Origin of the sequence: Paucihalobacter ruber, assembly GCF_006494535.1 — a bacterium.
GTDB lineage: Bacteria > Bacteroidota > Bacteroidia > Flavobacteriales > Flavobacteriaceae > Paucihalobacter > Paucihalobacter ruber.
The window spans coordinates 139,632-155,145 of record NZ_VHIQ01000004.1; the positions used below are offsets into that span (position 1 = coordinate 139,632).

Below are 15,514 nucleotides of genomic sequence, written 5' to 3' on the forward strand. Positions count from 1 at the left end.
AGCCATTAGTTAATAGAAAAACCTACAATTATGAAAAAATTCCTCAAATATATACTAATAGCAGCAGTGGCATCTACCTACGGACAAGAATTGAATTTGCCAACCTGGACACAATATTTGGCAGATAACGAGTTTGTAATTTCTCCTACATACGCAGGTATAGGCGATAACCTAAGGGTGAGAATTAATGGCTTAACGCAATGGGTAGGCATCAAGGATGCCCCAGATAATCAATCCTTTTACATAGATGCGAGGATCTCAAATCGATCTGGAGTTGGTATATCGGCTTACAATGATAAAAATGGTAATACACTCCAAAAAGGGGCAAAATTTTCTTTTGCGCATCATATCGTTTTGCATTATTACACCAAACAATTTTTGTCTTTTGGTTTATCGTATAATATCAACTCGTTTAAAATTGATATTAATAACTTTCAGCCTACTCCCGAGATGCCCATCTTAGATCCGGCTGTAACCGATGACAGAGCCATCAACAATCATAACTTCGATTTGGGCTTTTTGTATAGATATAAGGATTTCTTCTTCAGTTTTAATGCCAATAACATTCTTCCAAAAGACATTGATAATTTTAACGGCCTCGAACCTAATGTACTCAGTAATTATCAGGTGTACACAGGTTTGGTAATGCGCGATGTGCAAAATAAGAATATTGAATATGAACCTTCTGTGTTTTTTCAGCTCTTGGGAAGTGATGGTAGATCGGCAACAGATGTTAATTTTAAATATAGAAAGTATACCAGAGGCGACGATTACTATTGGGTAGGACTATCGTACCGTTTTTTGAACGACCAGTTCTTTAAACCTTTAAACGTTGGTCCAATGGCGGGAATCATGAAATCTAAAATGTATTTTGCTTATTCATACCAAATCACTACTAACGATTTAATTGGCTATAATTCGGGAACGCATATGATAACCATCGGACTTGATTTCTTACAAGGTATTAGTGATTGTCCTTGTACGAAGAGTAAGATTAATAAGTTTTAAGATTATTAAAGCCCAGAATATTTTGCAATATGATAGATTCTAAATAACCGATTCAGTATTGAATGAAACTTATTTGTATAACTATGTTCATAAAAAAGCCCTGAAATTTCTCTCAGGGCTTTATACTTTTTAAGCGATCAATGAATTAATTATTTACACTAAATGTGATTTTTACATTCACTCTAAACTCAGCAACTTCTCCGTTTTCAACCACAGCACTTTGTTCTTTAACATATACCGAGGCAATGTTTTTTACGGTTTTTGATGCGTGCGAAACAGCATTTTTTGTAGCATCTTCCCAACTAATTTTAGAATTCGCTAAAATTTCAATTACTTTTAAAATGGCCATAATTTTTAGATTTAAGTTAATATGTCTTAAGTTACGCAAATTATTGCTCAAAAACAAATAGTTAGACTTTTATTGATGTATTTTAATTAAATGAATTTTGGAAAATCGGAGTATTCATCGTAATATTGCAATATAAATATATTATGAGTGTGATTGTGAAAAAATCACATTAATCAAAATCCATACGAATTCCTTTTCAAAACAAATTATATGAAGCTCTCCGAAATAAAAAGCCATTTAAAACAATTAAATACCATCGCATTTCAATTACCCGATGGTAGTCTGGTACCAAGTCATTTTCACGTTACAGAAGTTGGCAAGGTTCAAAAAGATTTTATTGACTGCGGCGGTACTGTTAGAAGCGAAACCGTTGTTAACTTTCAGTTATGGGAAGCCAACGATTACGACCACCGTTTACATCCTGAAAAATTATTAAGTATTATTGAATTGTCTGAACGTATCCTCAATTTGCCCAATACTGAAATTGAAGTAGAATACCAAGCTCAAACTATTGGAAAATTCGGTTTAGATTTTAATGGTCAAAACTTTTTGTTAACTACTAAAATGACCGATTGTCTGGCAAAGGATAACTGTGGTATTCCTACTGAAAAATTGAAAGTGCGAATTGGTGAAAAACCATCAGCTGCATCTTGCTGCGCGCCTGAATCAGGTTGTTGTTAGTTTTTGTAAGACCAATTTTTTTCTTTCAGCTAGTATTAATAACAAAGTAGTACAATTAGTTTCTTTCAAGAACTATTTGTTCCTTTTTCCGTAATTTTATAAAAAAATTGCAGGCTTCATTATTTATAGAAGCCTTTTAATCATTTTATTTGAAAATCGTCAGGTTTACCAAAAAAGGTTTGTACTGCATTCCCGGGAAATTCTATCTCGATCCCTGGGGTAAGGTAGATTACGCAGTTATTTCTCATGCACATGCCGATCATGCGCGTTGGGGTATGAAACACTACCTGTGTGTAGACGACTCTAAGGCCATCATCAAACATCGCATAGGTAAAGATATTTCTATTGAAAGTTTACCTTATGGAATTGAAAAATCCATCAACGGTGTAAAATTGAGTTTTCATCCTGCGGGTCATATTATTGGTTCGGCGCAAATTAGACTGGAATACAAAGGTCATGTCACCGTTTTTACCGGCGATTATAAAACCAATCCCGATAATTTAACTATACCATTTCAATCTATAAAGTGTCACACTTTTATTACCGAAAGTACCTTCGGTTTGCCGTTGTATCATTGGCAAGATGATAGCGTTATTCAGCAACAAATGCAGAATTGGGTACTTAACAATCAACAACAAAATAAAACGAGTGTGTTTGTAGGTTATTCATTGGGAAAATCCCAGCGCATCATGTCGTTATTAGACGGTTGCGCACCCATGTTTGTTCACAATTCCATTTATCAACTTAACCAAGTCATTAGAAATTCGGGCATCAAACTACCAAAAGCCGATTTATGGCAAGCAGCCACAAATAAAAACGACATTCAAAATAATATCGTTATCGTTCCGCCGGCGCTATTAGGCAGTCATATGATTAAGCGCATTCCCAATGCGGCCATTGCCTTATGCTCAGGATGGATGCAGGTAAGAGGTCACCGTCGTTGGCAAGCGGTAGATGCAGGATTTGTGGTAAGCGATCACGCCGACTGGAATGGTTTAATTTCGGCAGTTAAAGCCACCGAAGCTGAACAGGTTTACGTAACGCACGGTTATCAGGAAACATTTGCACGCTATCTCAATGGGATCGGTATTGCCGCCTCTGAGGTGAAAACAGAATACGGCACCAATGAAGACACCGACACTACTGAAACCGAAATACCCAAAACTGCATGAAACAGTTCGCGGCACTCATACAGCAGTTAGAACTCACCAATAAAACCAATGCTAAAATTGAGGCTTTGGTGCATTATTTTAGCATTGCAACTGATAAAGATAAATTATGGCTCATTGCTTTGTTTACTGGCAAACGCCCCAAACGTCCTATTAAAACTAGCCTAATGAAGGAATGGTGTTTAGAAATCACTCAGCTACCCGAGTGGCTATTCTTGGAAAGCTACAGCGCTGTAGGCGATTTAGGCGAAACACTGTCGCTCTTGTTGCCACCACCCGAGAATGACAGCAATCAATCACTGCACGAAGTAATGCAAGATTTAAAGCGATTAAATAATTTTTCTGAGGAAGAGAAAAAATCTTATCTGCTGAACGCATGGAACAGCTTTGAGACCCACCAACGATTCTTGCTCAATAAGCTCATAGGAGGCAGTTTTAGGGTCGGTGTTTCTAAAAAGTTGCTGGTAAATGCTTTGTCTAAATATTCAGGTATTGAGTCTAATCAGCTTATGCACAGTATTATTGGTAATTGGACAGTTAATGATATTACTTTTGAAGAGCTTATTCAAGGAAATCACATTAACTACGACAACTCAAAACCATATCCGTTTTGTTTGGCTTATGCCTTAGATAAACCTGCAGAAGAATTAGGCGAGGTTGACTACTGGCAGATAGAATACAAATGGGATGGTATTCGCGGACAATTAATCAAGCGCAATAACGCGGTGTTTATTTGGAGCAGAGGTGAAGAACTGGTTACCAAACAATTTCCTGAATTGGTTGAGGCCGTGCAAAATTTACCCGATAGTTTTGTATTAGACGGTGAGATTTTGGCTATGAAAGATGCGGCCGTACTTCAATTTAACGATCTTCAAAAACGCCTTAACCGAAAGAACGTCAGTAAAGCATTAATGGCCGAAGTTCCTGTTAATTTCAGAATTTATGATGTACTGGAATGGAATGGGGAAGATTTGAGACAGCAACCTTTAGCTCAAAGACAATCGCATATTCAATCTATTATAAAACCTGAATATACTTCGGTTATTTCGCAGTCTATGTCCTTGATAGTTAAATCTTGGGACGAGGTAAAACAACTTCGCAATGATGCACGAAATCAAAACTCCGAAGGATTAATGCTAAAATTAAAACAATCACCTTATCATACGGGTCGTATTAAAGGCGATTGGTGGAAGTGGAAAGTGGATCCACTTAGTATTGACGCGGTTTTAATCTACGCTCAAAAGGGTAGCGGCAGGCGCAGTGCTTACTACACCGATTACACCTTTGCCGTTAGAGATGGCGATCAACTGGTAACAGTTGCCAAAGCCTATTCCGGATTAACAAATGACGAAATAAAAGAAGTCAGCAAATTTGTTACCAAAAACGCCACAGAAAAATTTGGTCCGGTCCGTACCGTAAAACCCGAATTGGTATTTGAAATAGCTTTTGAAGGTATTGCCTTGAGCAATCGGCATAAATCTGGCGTAGCGCTTCGTTTTCCGAGAATAGCGCGGTGGAGAAAGGATAAACCGGTGTCTGAAATCGATGATATCGATTCGGTCAAACTACTTATCGCGGCTAAATCATGAAAAATGACTTCAAGACATCAACCGGCTATGAATTGGTAGTGCAATGGATGGCCAAAAGCGGAAATGCGCCATTCGATTTTCAGCAAAAAAGCTGGCAAGCCTATCACCAAGGTAAAAGTGGTATGGTAGTAGCGCCAACCGGTTTTGGAAAGACCTTTTCAATATTTTTAGCGGTGGTGATTGATTATTTAAACCATCCGCAAGACTATCAAAAGGGATTAAAACTGCTTTGGGTGAGTCCGTTGCGGTCTTTGGCCAAAGACTTGGCAAAAGCCATGAGTTTAGCCATTAACGATATTGGCTTAGACTGGCAGGTTTCGGTAAGAAATGGCGATACACCTCAAAAAGAAAGACGGGCGCAAGAGCGATTAATGCCCGATATTCTAATTACCACACCCGAAACTATTCAATTGTTATTTACGCAAAAAAACAATTCAAAATGGTTTAAGAACCTCAATTGTTTGGTGGTAGACGAATGGCATGAACTTTTAGGAAGCAAACGCGGTGTATTAACCGAATTGGCAGTTGGCAGATTACTTCACATTCAGCCAAAACTTCGAATTTGGGGAATTACCGCTACCATTGGAAACTTGGAAGAAGCGGCAGAGGTGTTAATGCCATATCCACAATTAAAAAAACAATTGATTACTTCCAAACTCAAAAAGAAAATCGATATACAACCCGTATTTCCTGATGGGGTGGAAGTCTTGCCCTGGGCCGGACATCTGGGCAGGAGTATGGCTTCAAAAATCATCCCTATTATTCAAAAACATCGCACCACGCTTATTTTTACCAATACGCGCGGACAAGCAGAATTATGGTATCAAATCATATTAGAAGCAGCACCAGATTTAGCAGGTTTATTAGCCATTCACCACGGCTCTATAGACGGTAAATTGCGTATTTGGATTGAAGACAGCATTGCATCCGGACAATTAAAAGCAGTGATTTGTACGTCTTCCTTAGATTTGGGTGTAGATTTCAAACCTGTTGATTGCGTTATTCAAATAGGGTCGGCTAAAGGTATTGCCAGATTTGTGCAACGTGCCGGTCGCAGTGGCCATTCGCCATATGAGACCTCTGTTATTTATCTAGTGCCAACCAATACTTTGGAATTGCTGGAAGCTTCAGCCTTAAAACAAGCTTATAAAGATCAACATCTCGAAACCAGAGCACCGGTTGTGCTGCCTTATGATGTGTTGGTGCAATATCTGGTAACGCTGGCAACCGGCGATGGTTTTACTGCAAACGACATCTATTTTCAATTAAAACAAACACACGCTTTTAAATATTTAACCGAAGAAGATTTTGCCTGGGCTATTCAGTTTATCACTCAAGGCGGCAGTACTTTAAAGTCGTACGAAGAATTTCACAAGGTAGCAAAAGACGACGATGGTTTTTATCGAGTAAAAAATAAGCGTATTAGCATGTTGCATCGCATGAATGTAGGCGTCATTGTAAGCGACTCCATGCTGAAGGTTAAATTTAAATCGGGCGGCTATATTGGAATGATTGAGGAGTTTTTTATTTCAAAATTAAAACCAAAAACAGCCTTTATTTTAGCCGGCCGAACATTGGAGCTGGATAAGGTAAAAGACATGACGGTTTACGTAAAAAGTACAAAGGCTAAAAATGCCATCACGCCAAGCTGGATGGGTGGAAGGTTACCGTTAAGCTCAAAATTAAGTGCTTATTTAAGGCTGAAATTATCTGAGGCTGCACAGATACAAACTAAAGACAAGGAGTTACAGTTTTTAAATCCGTTATGGAATTTACAACAAAGTCAGTCTCATATTCCCAAAAACGATGAGTTTTTGGTAGAATACATCCAAACCAAAGACGGATATCATTTATTTATGTACCCTTTTGAAGGCAGATTGGTACACGAAGTCATGTCTGCATTAATGGCGTTTAGATTAGGAAAAATTAAACCACTAAGCTTTACGATGGCCATGAACGACTACGGATTTGAACTATTGAGCGATCAGCCCATTCCGTTAGATGAAATTGTGCTGAAAAAATTACTGTCGGAAGACAACTTAATGGAAGACGTTATAGGCAGTATCAACGCTTCTGAAATGGCCTCCAGAGCATTTCGGGATATTGCTGTTATTTCAGGTTTGGTGATACAATCGGCTTTTGGGCAAGTTCAAACCAATAAAAGTTTACAATCATCATCAGGATTGATATTTAGAGTTTTAGAAGAACATGAACCTCAAAATTTATTATTGCGACAGGCTTACGAAGAAGTATTCAACCAGCAACTGGAAGAAGCGCGCTTGCGAGAAGCCATTCAACGTATCAACAACGGAAAAGTGGTTTTTAAAACATTACAATCTTTTACACCGCTTAGTTTCCCAATAAAAGTAGACAGTTTAAGAGAATCTTTAAGTAGCGAACAATTAGACAAGCGCATTAGGCGCCTTCAGCAACAGAACGAGCAATGGCAAAAAGTATAAGTTTAGCAGAATATCGGGTGAAATTTGCAGGTCAAACTTTGGTGCTCACCAATCTTTCAGCGATGTATATGCCAGATTCAAAGTCTCTCGTTTTAGCTGATATTCACATAGGAAAAGCTACTCATTTTCAAAAGCACGGCATTGCCATTCCCAATACAGTTTTAAAAAATGATTTGAATAAATTAGAAACGTTAATCCATTATTTCAATCCGCAAAAAATTATCGTTGTGGGCGATATGTTTCATGCCGAAAACAATTTAGAAATTCAACAATTTAAAGATTGGAAGTTGCAGTTTTCAGCTATTCAATTCATTTTAATCAAAGGTAATCACGATCACTATTATCATTCCATTTATAAAGATTTGAATGTAGAAGTTATTCAAAATGAACTAATTGCTGAAGGAATCACCTTTGTTCACAACCTGGAAGATTTTAAAGGTGAAGGTTTCAGTATTTCGGGTCATTTACATCCGGGTGTACTTGTCAAAGCAAAAGCCAGGCAACGCATTAGACTACCCTGTTTTGCCGTTGGAAATGAGCATTTAATTATGCCCGCTTTTTCAGAATTCACCGGTTTAAACACCCGATTAGACAGTAATAGTTTCAGGTTTTTGGCTTTTACTGAAAGTGATTTTTTTGAGTTTTGAAGTGTATAAAAAACAGAAGTCGGTTGTTGAACCAACTTCTGTTCCTAAATTAAAATCTTAAAAACTATACTGCACAAAAACAGAGAGGTTTCTACCCGGATCTGTAATGGGTGTTCTGCCAAAATTGGCTTGGTTTGTAAAGGCAAAATTAAGGTGATTGTTGTAGGTAACATCAAAAATATTAAGTGCGGCGAAACCCAAATTTAAATTTTTAAAAGGAATAACCCCAAAGCGTAAATCAACAGTTTCATAACCATTTGTGACAATTTCATCAAAACTTGGTGCTATATTATTTTGTTGAGAAACAACACTAAATCTTAAATTAGCCCAATATTTTTCTCTTTCAAATCCAAAAGTGAATGCACTGGTAAAAGGTGCTGTTAAAGGTAAAGATTCTTGTAAATCCTTATTTTTGGTGTAAACATAGGCCAATTCACTTTTAATATAATAATCATCTAAAAAATCGAGCTGGGCCATGATTTCAAATCCGGTTTTATAGGCAGCGTCTAAGTTTCTAAATACCTTAGGGTTTACCGGTGGTGTTGTAGGACTAAATTTTCGTATTTTGGTTGTATCAACCAAGGCAACAATATAATTTTCAAAAAACGCATAATAAAAAGAAGCCTCGTATTTAAAACTATTTAAACCATTTTTAAGCGGTTCATTTCCTAAAAAACCAATTTCAAACTGGTTATTAACTTCGGCTTTTAAATTAGGATTACCAATGTATTCATAAGGATCTTGCCCAACATTAAAAGAGCTCATAAAACGTTCAATCATGTTTGCTGAGCGAACGCCTCTACCATAGGCAGCTTGTAAAACAGCAGTTTCAGATAGTTGTTTTTTTATGGAAAGCGTTCCGCTAAAATTATGCTCTGTGCGTTTTTCTAAATCATATAAAGCTGAGAAACTTTCGTCTGGATCTTGAATTTCTGAAATTACGTTATCGTATCTCATACCAAAGGTAAAGTTGGTGCTTTTATTTAATTCATATTTGGTCTCGGTAAAAACACCCAGGTTAGTTATATAAGAATCCTGCCAAATTTTATCGGTGAAGCTTCGTGGTTCGGGCAATACATTACCGTTTACTATTTTCACTAATCGGTCTCTAAAACCGTCACGGGCAATATGCAGCGCATCAATGCCTGTAAAAACCAAAAGCTTTTCTGCAAGTTGCCATTCCAACTCGAACTTACCGCCTAAAGTGATGGCATCTACAGCAGCTTCTGCTTCGCTCATCATAAACGAAGGTCTTAATTTGTTAGACATTAAATGGTCTACATAGCTGTAATATGCTTTGGCTGTTAAGGCGTTTATTTTACTGCTAATGTTTCTTTTGGAATAATCTAAAGACAACATTGTGCTATTATCGTAGTCTGTATCCATTGGTAGTGCAGCGTGTAAGACATCGCGCCCAAACGACTGACGCCAATTGGCTTGCAATCTTTCATTTTCAGAAAAGTTGTAACCCATTTTAAATCCATAATCTATACTTCTAAATGATGAAGGAATGGTATTACCATCGCCATCTTTATAGTTTCCAAAATCTCGATAACCAAAATTACCTGTGAGATCAAATTTTTCTGCAATATGACCTAATTCAATTCTGTTAACTAAATTATCACCATTTGATTCGTATCCCGCCGAAACTTTCCCGTACCAGCCTAAATTATTAAGCTGAGGCTTATGTGTAACGAGATTAACAATTCCGCCAAATGTAGCACCATACCGCATGGTGTAAGGACCTTTCACAATTTCAATTTTAGAAATTTCTTCTGGAATAACGTGCGTTGTTATTGGATCCATTCTGTTGGGACAAGCGTGCATTACTTTTGTTCCACCGTCGTATTGCACGTTAAGTTGTTCGTATTGAGCAGCTCTAAAAGACGGGTCTATGGCGTAGTTACCGCGCTTAATAACGCTAAAGCCATTGAGATCGTTAAACAAATCGGCAACGTTTTTAGGTTGTACTACTTTTTTGGCGTATTGAATGGCTACCACACTAAAAACGGGATCTTTTTTGATACTACCGGTTACAATTACTTCATTTAGGTTAATGGTTTTTTGTTTTAAACTATCAGTTGTAACCGTTTTTACTTCCTGACTTAAGGATACGACTGTGTAGAGCAAGCAAAGTAGCGTGCTAAGGATATATTTTATGTTCATGATATGATTGTTATACAACTGGCTACCTTAAGCTAAACAATGCCTAATTAGTAACCGTTGATTTATAAATTATTCAATTAAAAAATGAAAGTATGCCTCTTTAAGGCATTATAATGAATAATTTATGAGAACTGTGGTGGATGAAAACTATCAAAATCTACTAGAAATTTGTAAAGATTTTGATAGTAAGAGAGGACATTGTTGTTTACCATAGTTTTTGATTCAATTTGAAATAAGGACAATACAGAATTAAACAAAACAATCTCTTTATATTCAAAAACAGCCTCAGGTTGATTTTTTTGTTGGTCGGTTAAGCCTGAAACCGTCATGAGTTGACATTTACCTTTACACTGAGCTTCAGGCGTTTCTTTATTAACACAAAGTTTTTCTATAAAACCAATGGGATCAAGTTCATAATAAGCATAAGTCACTGTAACAATAGTGCAGTTCAGTAAAATAAGTACTGATAATATTGCAGCAGTTATTTTAAAACTTAGACTCATTTTAATTTAGATTCGGGTCTTTTGGTAAACTTCAAATGTCGATGTTTTTATCAAAAAAAATTAATTCAACCAACAAAACTATTTATAAATTAAATCAAATTGTGTGACAAATGTCACATTCATAAAAACTATCATAAACTAAATTTGCAATAAATAATATTAATGATATGAATACAACAGAAACAACAAATGCGGTTAAACAACAGCAAATGCCAAGAATAGGTGATAAGGCACCGGCTTTTAAAGCTGTTACTACACAAGGTGAAATTAATTTCCCCGAAGATTATAAAGGCGAATGGGTTATTTTATTTAGTCACCCGGCAGATTTCACACCTGTCTGTACGTCAGAATTTATGACTTTTGCTCATTTGGAAGAAAAATTTAACAAAGCCAATTGTAAGTTGGTAGGTTTGTCTATTGATGGTCTTTACAGTCATATAGCTTGGTTACGTACCATTAAAGATAAAATCAAATTTAACGGAATGGAAAATATCGAGGTGAAATTTCCATTAATTGAAGACATTACCATGGAAGTGGCAAATAAATATGGCATGATTCAGCCGGGTGAACATAAAACCCAAGCAGTGAGAGCTGTGTTTTTTATTGATCCTAATGGAATTGTAAGAGCCATTATTTATTATCCATTAAGTTTGGGTAGAAATTTTGATGAGATGTATCGCGCATTAATAGCTATGCAAACTTCTGATAAATTTAATGTTGCTACGCCTGCCGATTGGGAACCAGGTAAAGATGTAATAATATCGCCTGCAGGTTCTTGTGGAGTCGCAGCAGACAGAATGAATAACACCGATGAGTTACATTGCGATGATTGGTTTTTCTGCACCAAAAAATTAGATAAAGATTTGATATTAAATGAAATTTTAAAACCTTAATTCATAAAGACCGTCCTATTTTTAGGACGGTTTTTTTAAATGGAATATTAATCAAACACTTAATTTTCATCAAAATATAATATTGCACTTTCCTTCAAGTTAAGTTATCTTTACAAAGTATAATTAACTAATTAATGAAAGACTTACTACAAACCAACTACGGCTATTTATTTGAAGACGCCTTACTCGAAGAAATCAATAAGGCAGGCGAATTAAAACACATTAAAGCAGGAGAAAAACTAATAGAAATAGGCGATTACATTCGTTCTATGCCGCTGTTGGTAAGTGGTGCCATTAAAATTTTACGCGAAGACAACAACGGCGATGAATTGATTTTGTATTTCCTTGAACGCGGTGATACCTGTGCCATGACCTTGTCTTGCTGTATGGGGCAATCTAAAAGCGAAATAAGAGCCGTAGCCGAAACGGATGCAGAAATTATCATGATTCCTGTTCAGAAAATGGACGAATGGATGCGTACCTATAGAAGCTGGCAAAGTTTTATTTTACAAAGCTATCACAATAGAATGTCTGAACTTCTTGAAGCGGTTGATACCATTGCCTTTTTAAAAATGGACGAACGTTTGCTAAAATATTTAAGAGACAAAGCTATGGTTAACCATAACGATGAAATTCAGGTAACGCATCAACAAATTGCACACGATTTACACACGTCTCGTGTGGTGATTTCAAGATTACTAAAAAGTTTAGAACATTCAGGGGCTATTTCACTTCATAGAAACAACATTAAAGTGTTGAAATTGTAACATTTGTTACATTTGTAATCAATGGTTTATGGTAATTTTGTAATAATTTATACGTTATGAAATTTTTCCAACTTTTATCCCTTATAGCAATTGTTGTTGTTCAGTCATGTGATTCTAATAAAAAAGAATCTCAATATGCTGTGAGAACTTTTGAAAAACAGCAGAATAATCAGGATCATCCCGGTAAAAAGTTAATGGAAACCAATTGCTACGTGTGCCACAGTCCAACTGCCGGCCACGACGATAGAATTGGTCCGCCCATGATTGCCATTAAAAGACATTACATTGATAGCAACACTACTAAAGAAGACTTTATAGCCAGTATGCAATCATGGATTAAAAATCCTAATGAGGCCGATGCCAAAATGAAAGGTGCAGTACGTAGATTTGGTGTCATGCCAAAAACGCCCTATCCCGAATCTACCATAGAAAAAATTGCCGAATACATGTATGATTTTGAAATTGAACAACCCGAGTGGTTCGAGGATCATTATAATGAAATGAATCCGGGAGCAAGAGGCAAAGGAATGGGTAGAGGCCAAGGCCAAGGAAAAGGTATGGGCAACAGATATGGCGCCAATGAAAATCAGCAACAGCAACAGGTTAAATCTTATGAAGATATTGGTTTAGAATACGCCATGAGCACCAAAGCCATTCTAGGCAAAAATTTAATGACACAAATTCAGAAAAATGGCACTGAAGCCGCAGTAGATTTTTGCAACATAAAAGCCATTCATCTAACCGATAGTATGGCAAAGGTTCACAACGCAAATATTAAACGTGTTACAGACAAGCCGAGAAATGGCGATAATTTGGCCAACCAGGAAGAACTTAGTTATATTGCACATTTTAAATCGGTAATAGCAAAAAATCAAGAACCAGAAGCAATTGTCTTAGAAAATGAAAACGATGTAAGGTTTTATTATCCTATTACGACCAACGCTATGTGTTTACAATGTCATGGAAAACCAAATCAAGATATCACGCCAAAAACCTCACTAACATTAAAAGAACGTTATCCGGCAGATCAGGCTACGGGCTATGGTTTAAACGAAGTAAGAGGCATTTGGAGTATTAAATTTAATAAAGAACATGAGTAGTTTTAACGAAATAATTCAGCAAAACAAACCGGTTTTAATCGATTTTTTCGCCGAATGGTGCGGCCCGTGTAAAATGATGTCCCCGATATTAAGTGATGTCAAAGCCACTTTGGGAGATAAAGTGAGTATCATTAAAATCGACGTAGACAAAAATCAGTCTCTCGCAGCAAAATATCAGGTAAGAGGTGTCCCAACGCTTATGCTGTTTAAAAATGGTCAACAGTTATGGCGTCAATCGGGTGTTGTTCAAAAAAACGATTTAATAGCACTCATAAATAATCATAGTTGATTCTAACCCTAAGAATTGATTAATAGCAGAAAAGGCACTTGGATAAACCGGCGCCTTTTCAATTTAAAAATTTATACTTTCCTGCATAAATGACAATTGTCATATTTTATTATTTATCTAGTAGATATTTTTGTAATGGATTTTAATAAACATAATATGTTACAATCTTCTATAGCTCTTTACAATTGGACTAACGGTGTCATAATGATTGCCGTCTTTGCCGCTGTTTGCGTGGCTTTAATAACAGCCCTCGTTATATTTATGACTAGCGGTAAGAAAAATACAGACCAACCGGAAGAGTGATTATAGAAATTGGTTAGTAGGGGAAAAAGAGGTTGGTTTGGTTCAAATTAACCTCTTTTTTTATGTAACAATTGTTGCAGACTATCGATTTTGATAGTCTTAAATTTGAATAAATATTAAAAGTCATGGCAAAAATTGTTGTATTGGGTGCCGGAATCTCTGGTCATGTGGCGGCCGCACATTTAAGACGAAAATTATCAAAAGAACATATTGTTGAAGTCGTTTCTCCCAACAGCAATTACCAGTGGATTCCCAGTAACATCTGGGTTGGCATTGGCCGAATGAAATCCAAAAGTATTTTATTTCCTCTTAAACCACTTTACAAAAAAAAACACATCAACTACAAACAAGCCAAAGCAGTTGCCTTTTATCCTGAAGGCGATATCCAATTAGAAAATCCTTATGTAGAAGTTGAGTATGTTGTAGGAGAACAAAAGGGTAAAAAGGAAAAAGTAACTTACGACTATTTGATTAACGCCACCGGACCAAAACTAAATTTTGAAGCTACTGAAGGTCTCAATCCCGGCCAAAATAAAACTTTTTCGGTGTGCACGTACAACCATGCTGAGCATGCCTGGGAAGGCTTAAACGCTTTAATTCAACAAATGAAGCAAGGTAAAAAAGCTAAAATTCTTATTGGTACCGGTCATGCCAAAGCCACATGTCAAGGTGCTGCCTTTGAGTATATTTTGAATGTTGAACAAGAACTGAGAAGACACAAGGTTCGCGATATGGCCGAAATCACCTGGATTTCCAACGAGTATCAATTGGGCGATTTTGGTATGGACGGCATGTTACTGTCTTACGGCGGAATGACCATGAAATCTCACGAAATGGTAGAAATGATTTTTGAAGATCGCAACATCAAATGGATTTTAGGTGCCGGTGTTCAAAAAATTGAAAATGGTATAGCACATTACGAAAACCTTGAAGGCGAATTTAAAACCGAAAACTACGATTTTGCAATGCTCATTCCTTCCTTTTCAGGTCACGGTTTTAAAGCCTACGATAAAACCGGAAATGATATTACAGAAAAACTATTTAAAGGTTTTATGGTAGTCGATGCCGATTACACATCTAAACCATATGAAGAATGGACCGTACAAGATTGGCCTGAAACTTATCAAAACCCAACATATAAAAATATTTTTGCACCAGGCATAGCTTTTGCGCCACCGCATAGCATTTCTAAACCAAGAAAAAGTAAAAACGGCACCGAAATTTTCCCGGCACCACCAAGAACAGGTATGCCATCGGGTATTACAGCTAAATTGGTTGCCGATAATATTATTGACGCCATAAAAAGCGGAAAAAATGAATTACAACACAAAGGCTCTATGGGTAATATGGGTGCTGCTTGTATTGCTTCGGCGGGGTTTGGATTAACATCTGGTAGCGGAATTAGTATTACCACTTTTCCAATAGTGCCAGACTATAAAACATACGCCGATACACAAGGACGAAAACTTGGTAAAACATTTGCATCAATAGGTTTGGCAGGACATTGGTTAAAACTTGCGCTTCATCATGCCTTTATCTACAAAGCAAAAATGAAACCGCTATGGTGGTTAATTCCTGAATAATATATCTA

The 15,514-nt window shown here is 36.7% G+C and carries 14 protein-coding genes; 11 read left to right on the forward strand and 3 right to left on the reverse strand.

All coding sequences use genetic code 11. The features are described 5' to 3' along the window. The first annotated feature begins 30 nt into the window (after window positions 1-30). Window positions 31-1,008: a PorP/SprF family type IX secretion system membrane protein gene (locus tag FJ651_RS09370; RefSeq protein ID WP_140990255.1), complete on the forward strand. Its 978-nt coding sequence runs from the start codon at window positions 31-33 to the stop codon at window positions 1,006-1,008. Between the two features lie 145 nt (window positions 1,009-1,153). On the opposite strand, the gene FJ651_RS09375 is transcribed toward FJ651_RS09370, so the two are convergent. Then, a complete protein-coding gene (locus tag FJ651_RS09375; RefSeq protein ID WP_140990256.1) occupies window positions 1,154-1,357 on the reverse strand; it encodes a dodecin family protein in 204 nt (67 codons plus the stop codon). Between the two features lie 210 nt (window positions 1,358-1,567). Between FJ651_RS09375 and FJ651_RS09380 the strand changes: the two genes are divergently transcribed. From FJ651_RS09380 to pdeM, 5 genes are all read left to right on the forward strand, one after another. Next, window positions 1,568-2,038 carry a DUF6428 family protein gene (locus tag FJ651_RS09380; RefSeq protein ID WP_140990257.1) on the forward strand — a complete coding sequence of 157 codons (471 nt, stop codon included), beginning with the start codon at window positions 1,568-1,570 and terminating at the stop codon, window positions 2,036-2,038. A gap of 149 nt (window positions 2,039-2,187) precedes the next feature. After that, on the forward strand, window positions 2,188-3,210 hold the full coding sequence (locus FJ651_RS09385; protein WP_140990258.1) for a ligase-associated DNA damage response exonuclease: 1,023 nt from the start codon (window positions 2,188-2,190) through the stop codon (window positions 3,208-3,210). Next, window positions 3,207-4,796 carry an ATP-dependent DNA ligase gene (locus tag FJ651_RS09390; protein WP_140990259.1) on the forward strand — a complete coding sequence of 530 codons (1,590 nt, stop codon included), beginning with the start codon at window positions 3,207-3,209 and terminating at the stop codon, window positions 4,794-4,796. Before FJ651_RS09385 ends, FJ651_RS09390 begins: the two co-directional genes overlap by 4 nt. Further along, complete coding sequence (locus tag FJ651_RS09395; protein WP_246085342.1) at window positions 4,793-7,255, forward strand: ligase-associated DNA damage response DEXH box helicase; 2,463 nt, start codon at window positions 4,793-4,795, stop codon at window positions 7,253-7,255. The genes FJ651_RS09390 and FJ651_RS09395 overlap by 4 nt, the downstream gene beginning before the upstream one ends. Continuing rightward, window positions 7,240-7,902 (forward strand): ligase-associated DNA damage response endonuclease PdeM, encoded by a 663-nt coding sequence (gene pdeM, locus FJ651_RS09400; protein ID WP_140990260.1) that lies wholly within the window; start codon window positions 7,240-7,242, stop codon window positions 7,900-7,902. The genes FJ651_RS09395 and pdeM overlap by 16 nt, the downstream gene beginning before the upstream one ends. A gap of 57 nt (window positions 7,903-7,959) precedes the next feature. On the opposite strand, the gene FJ651_RS09405 is transcribed toward pdeM, so the two are convergent. Further along, window positions 7,960-10,068 (reverse strand): TonB-dependent receptor domain-containing protein, encoded by a 2,109-nt coding sequence (locus tag FJ651_RS09405; protein ID WP_140990261.1) that lies wholly within the window; start codon window positions 10,066-10,068, stop codon window positions 7,960-7,962. 122 nt (window positions 10,069-10,190) lie between these two features. Continuing rightward, window positions 10,191-10,571 carry a hypothetical protein gene (locus tag FJ651_RS09410; protein WP_140990262.1) on the reverse strand — a complete coding sequence of 127 codons (381 nt, stop codon included), beginning with the start codon at window positions 10,569-10,571 and terminating at the stop codon, window positions 10,191-10,193. Between the two features lie 167 nt (window positions 10,572-10,738). Between FJ651_RS09410 and FJ651_RS09415 the strand changes: the two genes are divergently transcribed. From FJ651_RS09415 to FJ651_RS09435, 5 genes are all read left to right on the forward strand, one after another. Continuing rightward, on the forward strand, window positions 10,739-11,464 hold the full coding sequence (locus FJ651_RS09415; RefSeq protein WP_140990263.1) for a peroxiredoxin: 726 nt from the start codon (window positions 10,739-10,741) through the stop codon (window positions 11,462-11,464). A 134-nt stretch (window positions 11,465-11,598) separates the two neighbouring features. After that, window positions 11,599-12,231 (forward strand): Crp/Fnr family transcriptional regulator, encoded by a 633-nt coding sequence (locus tag FJ651_RS09420; protein WP_140990264.1) that lies wholly within the window; start codon window positions 11,599-11,601, stop codon window positions 12,229-12,231. Between the two features lie 56 nt (window positions 12,232-12,287). Then, entirely contained in the window at window positions 12,288-13,331 is a 1,044-nt protein-coding gene (locus FJ651_RS09425) for a c-type heme family protein (RefSeq protein ID WP_140990265.1), read from the forward strand. Beyond that, window positions 13,324-13,620 carry a thioredoxin gene (gene trxA, locus FJ651_RS09430; protein ID WP_140990266.1) on the forward strand — a complete coding sequence of 99 codons (297 nt, stop codon included), beginning with the start codon at window positions 13,324-13,326 and terminating at the stop codon, window positions 13,618-13,620. Before FJ651_RS09425 ends, trxA begins: the two co-directional genes overlap by 8 nt. Before the next feature lie 428 nt (window positions 13,621-14,048). Next, the gene (locus FJ651_RS09435; protein ID WP_140990267.1) at window positions 14,049-15,506 is read left to right on the forward strand and encodes an NAD(P)/FAD-dependent oxidoreductase; all 1,458 of its coding nucleotides are present in this window, start codon (window positions 14,049-14,051) and stop codon (window positions 15,504-15,506) included. Window positions 15,507-15,514 lie beyond the last annotated feature (8 nt).

Bases quoted from the DNA above. Each gene is read 5' to 3' on its own strand.
- FJ651_RS09370 (WP_140990255.1), top strand. From the start codon at position 31: ATGAAAAAATTCCTCAAATATATACTAATAGCAGCAGTGGCATCTACC.
- FJ651_RS09375 (WP_140990256.1), bottom strand. From the start codon at position 1,357: ATGGCCATTTTAAAAGTAATTGAAATTTTAGCGAATTCTAAAATTAGT.
- FJ651_RS09380 (WP_140990257.1), top strand. From the start codon at position 1,568: ATGAAGCTCTCCGAAATAAAAAGCCATTTAAAACAATTAAATACCATC.
- FJ651_RS09390 (WP_140990259.1), top strand. From the start codon at position 3,207: ATGAAACAGTTCGCGGCACTCATACAGCAGTTAGAACTCACCAATAAA.
- FJ651_RS09395 (WP_246085342.1), top strand. From the start codon at position 4,793: ATGAAAAATGACTTCAAGACATCAACCGGCTATGAATTGGTAGTGCAA.
- pdeM (WP_140990260.1), top strand. From the start codon at position 7,240: ATGGCAAAAAGTATAAGTTTAGCAGAATATCGGGTGAAATTTGCAGGT.
- FJ651_RS09405 (WP_140990261.1), bottom strand. From the start codon at position 10,068: ATGAACATAAAATATATCCTTAGCACGCTACTTTGCTTGCTCTACACA.
- FJ651_RS09410 (WP_140990262.1), bottom strand. From the start codon at position 10,571: ATGAGTCTAAGTTTTAAAATAACTGCTGCAATATTATCAGTACTTATT.
- FJ651_RS09415 (WP_140990263.1), top strand. From the start codon at position 10,739: ATGAATACAACAGAAACAACAAATGCGGTTAAACAACAGCAAATGCCA.
- FJ651_RS09420 (WP_140990264.1), top strand. From the start codon at position 11,599: ATGAAAGACTTACTACAAACCAACTACGGCTATTTATTTGAAGACGCC.
- FJ651_RS09425 (WP_140990265.1), top strand. From the start codon at position 12,288: ATGAAATTTTTCCAACTTTTATCCCTTATAGCAATTGTTGTTGTTCAG.
- trxA (WP_140990266.1), top strand. From the start codon at position 13,324: ATGAGTAGTTTTAACGAAATAATTCAGCAAAACAAACCGGTTTTAATC.
- FJ651_RS09435 (WP_140990267.1), top strand. From the start codon at position 14,049: ATGGCAAAAATTGTTGTATTGGGTGCCGGAATCTCTGGTCATGTGGCG.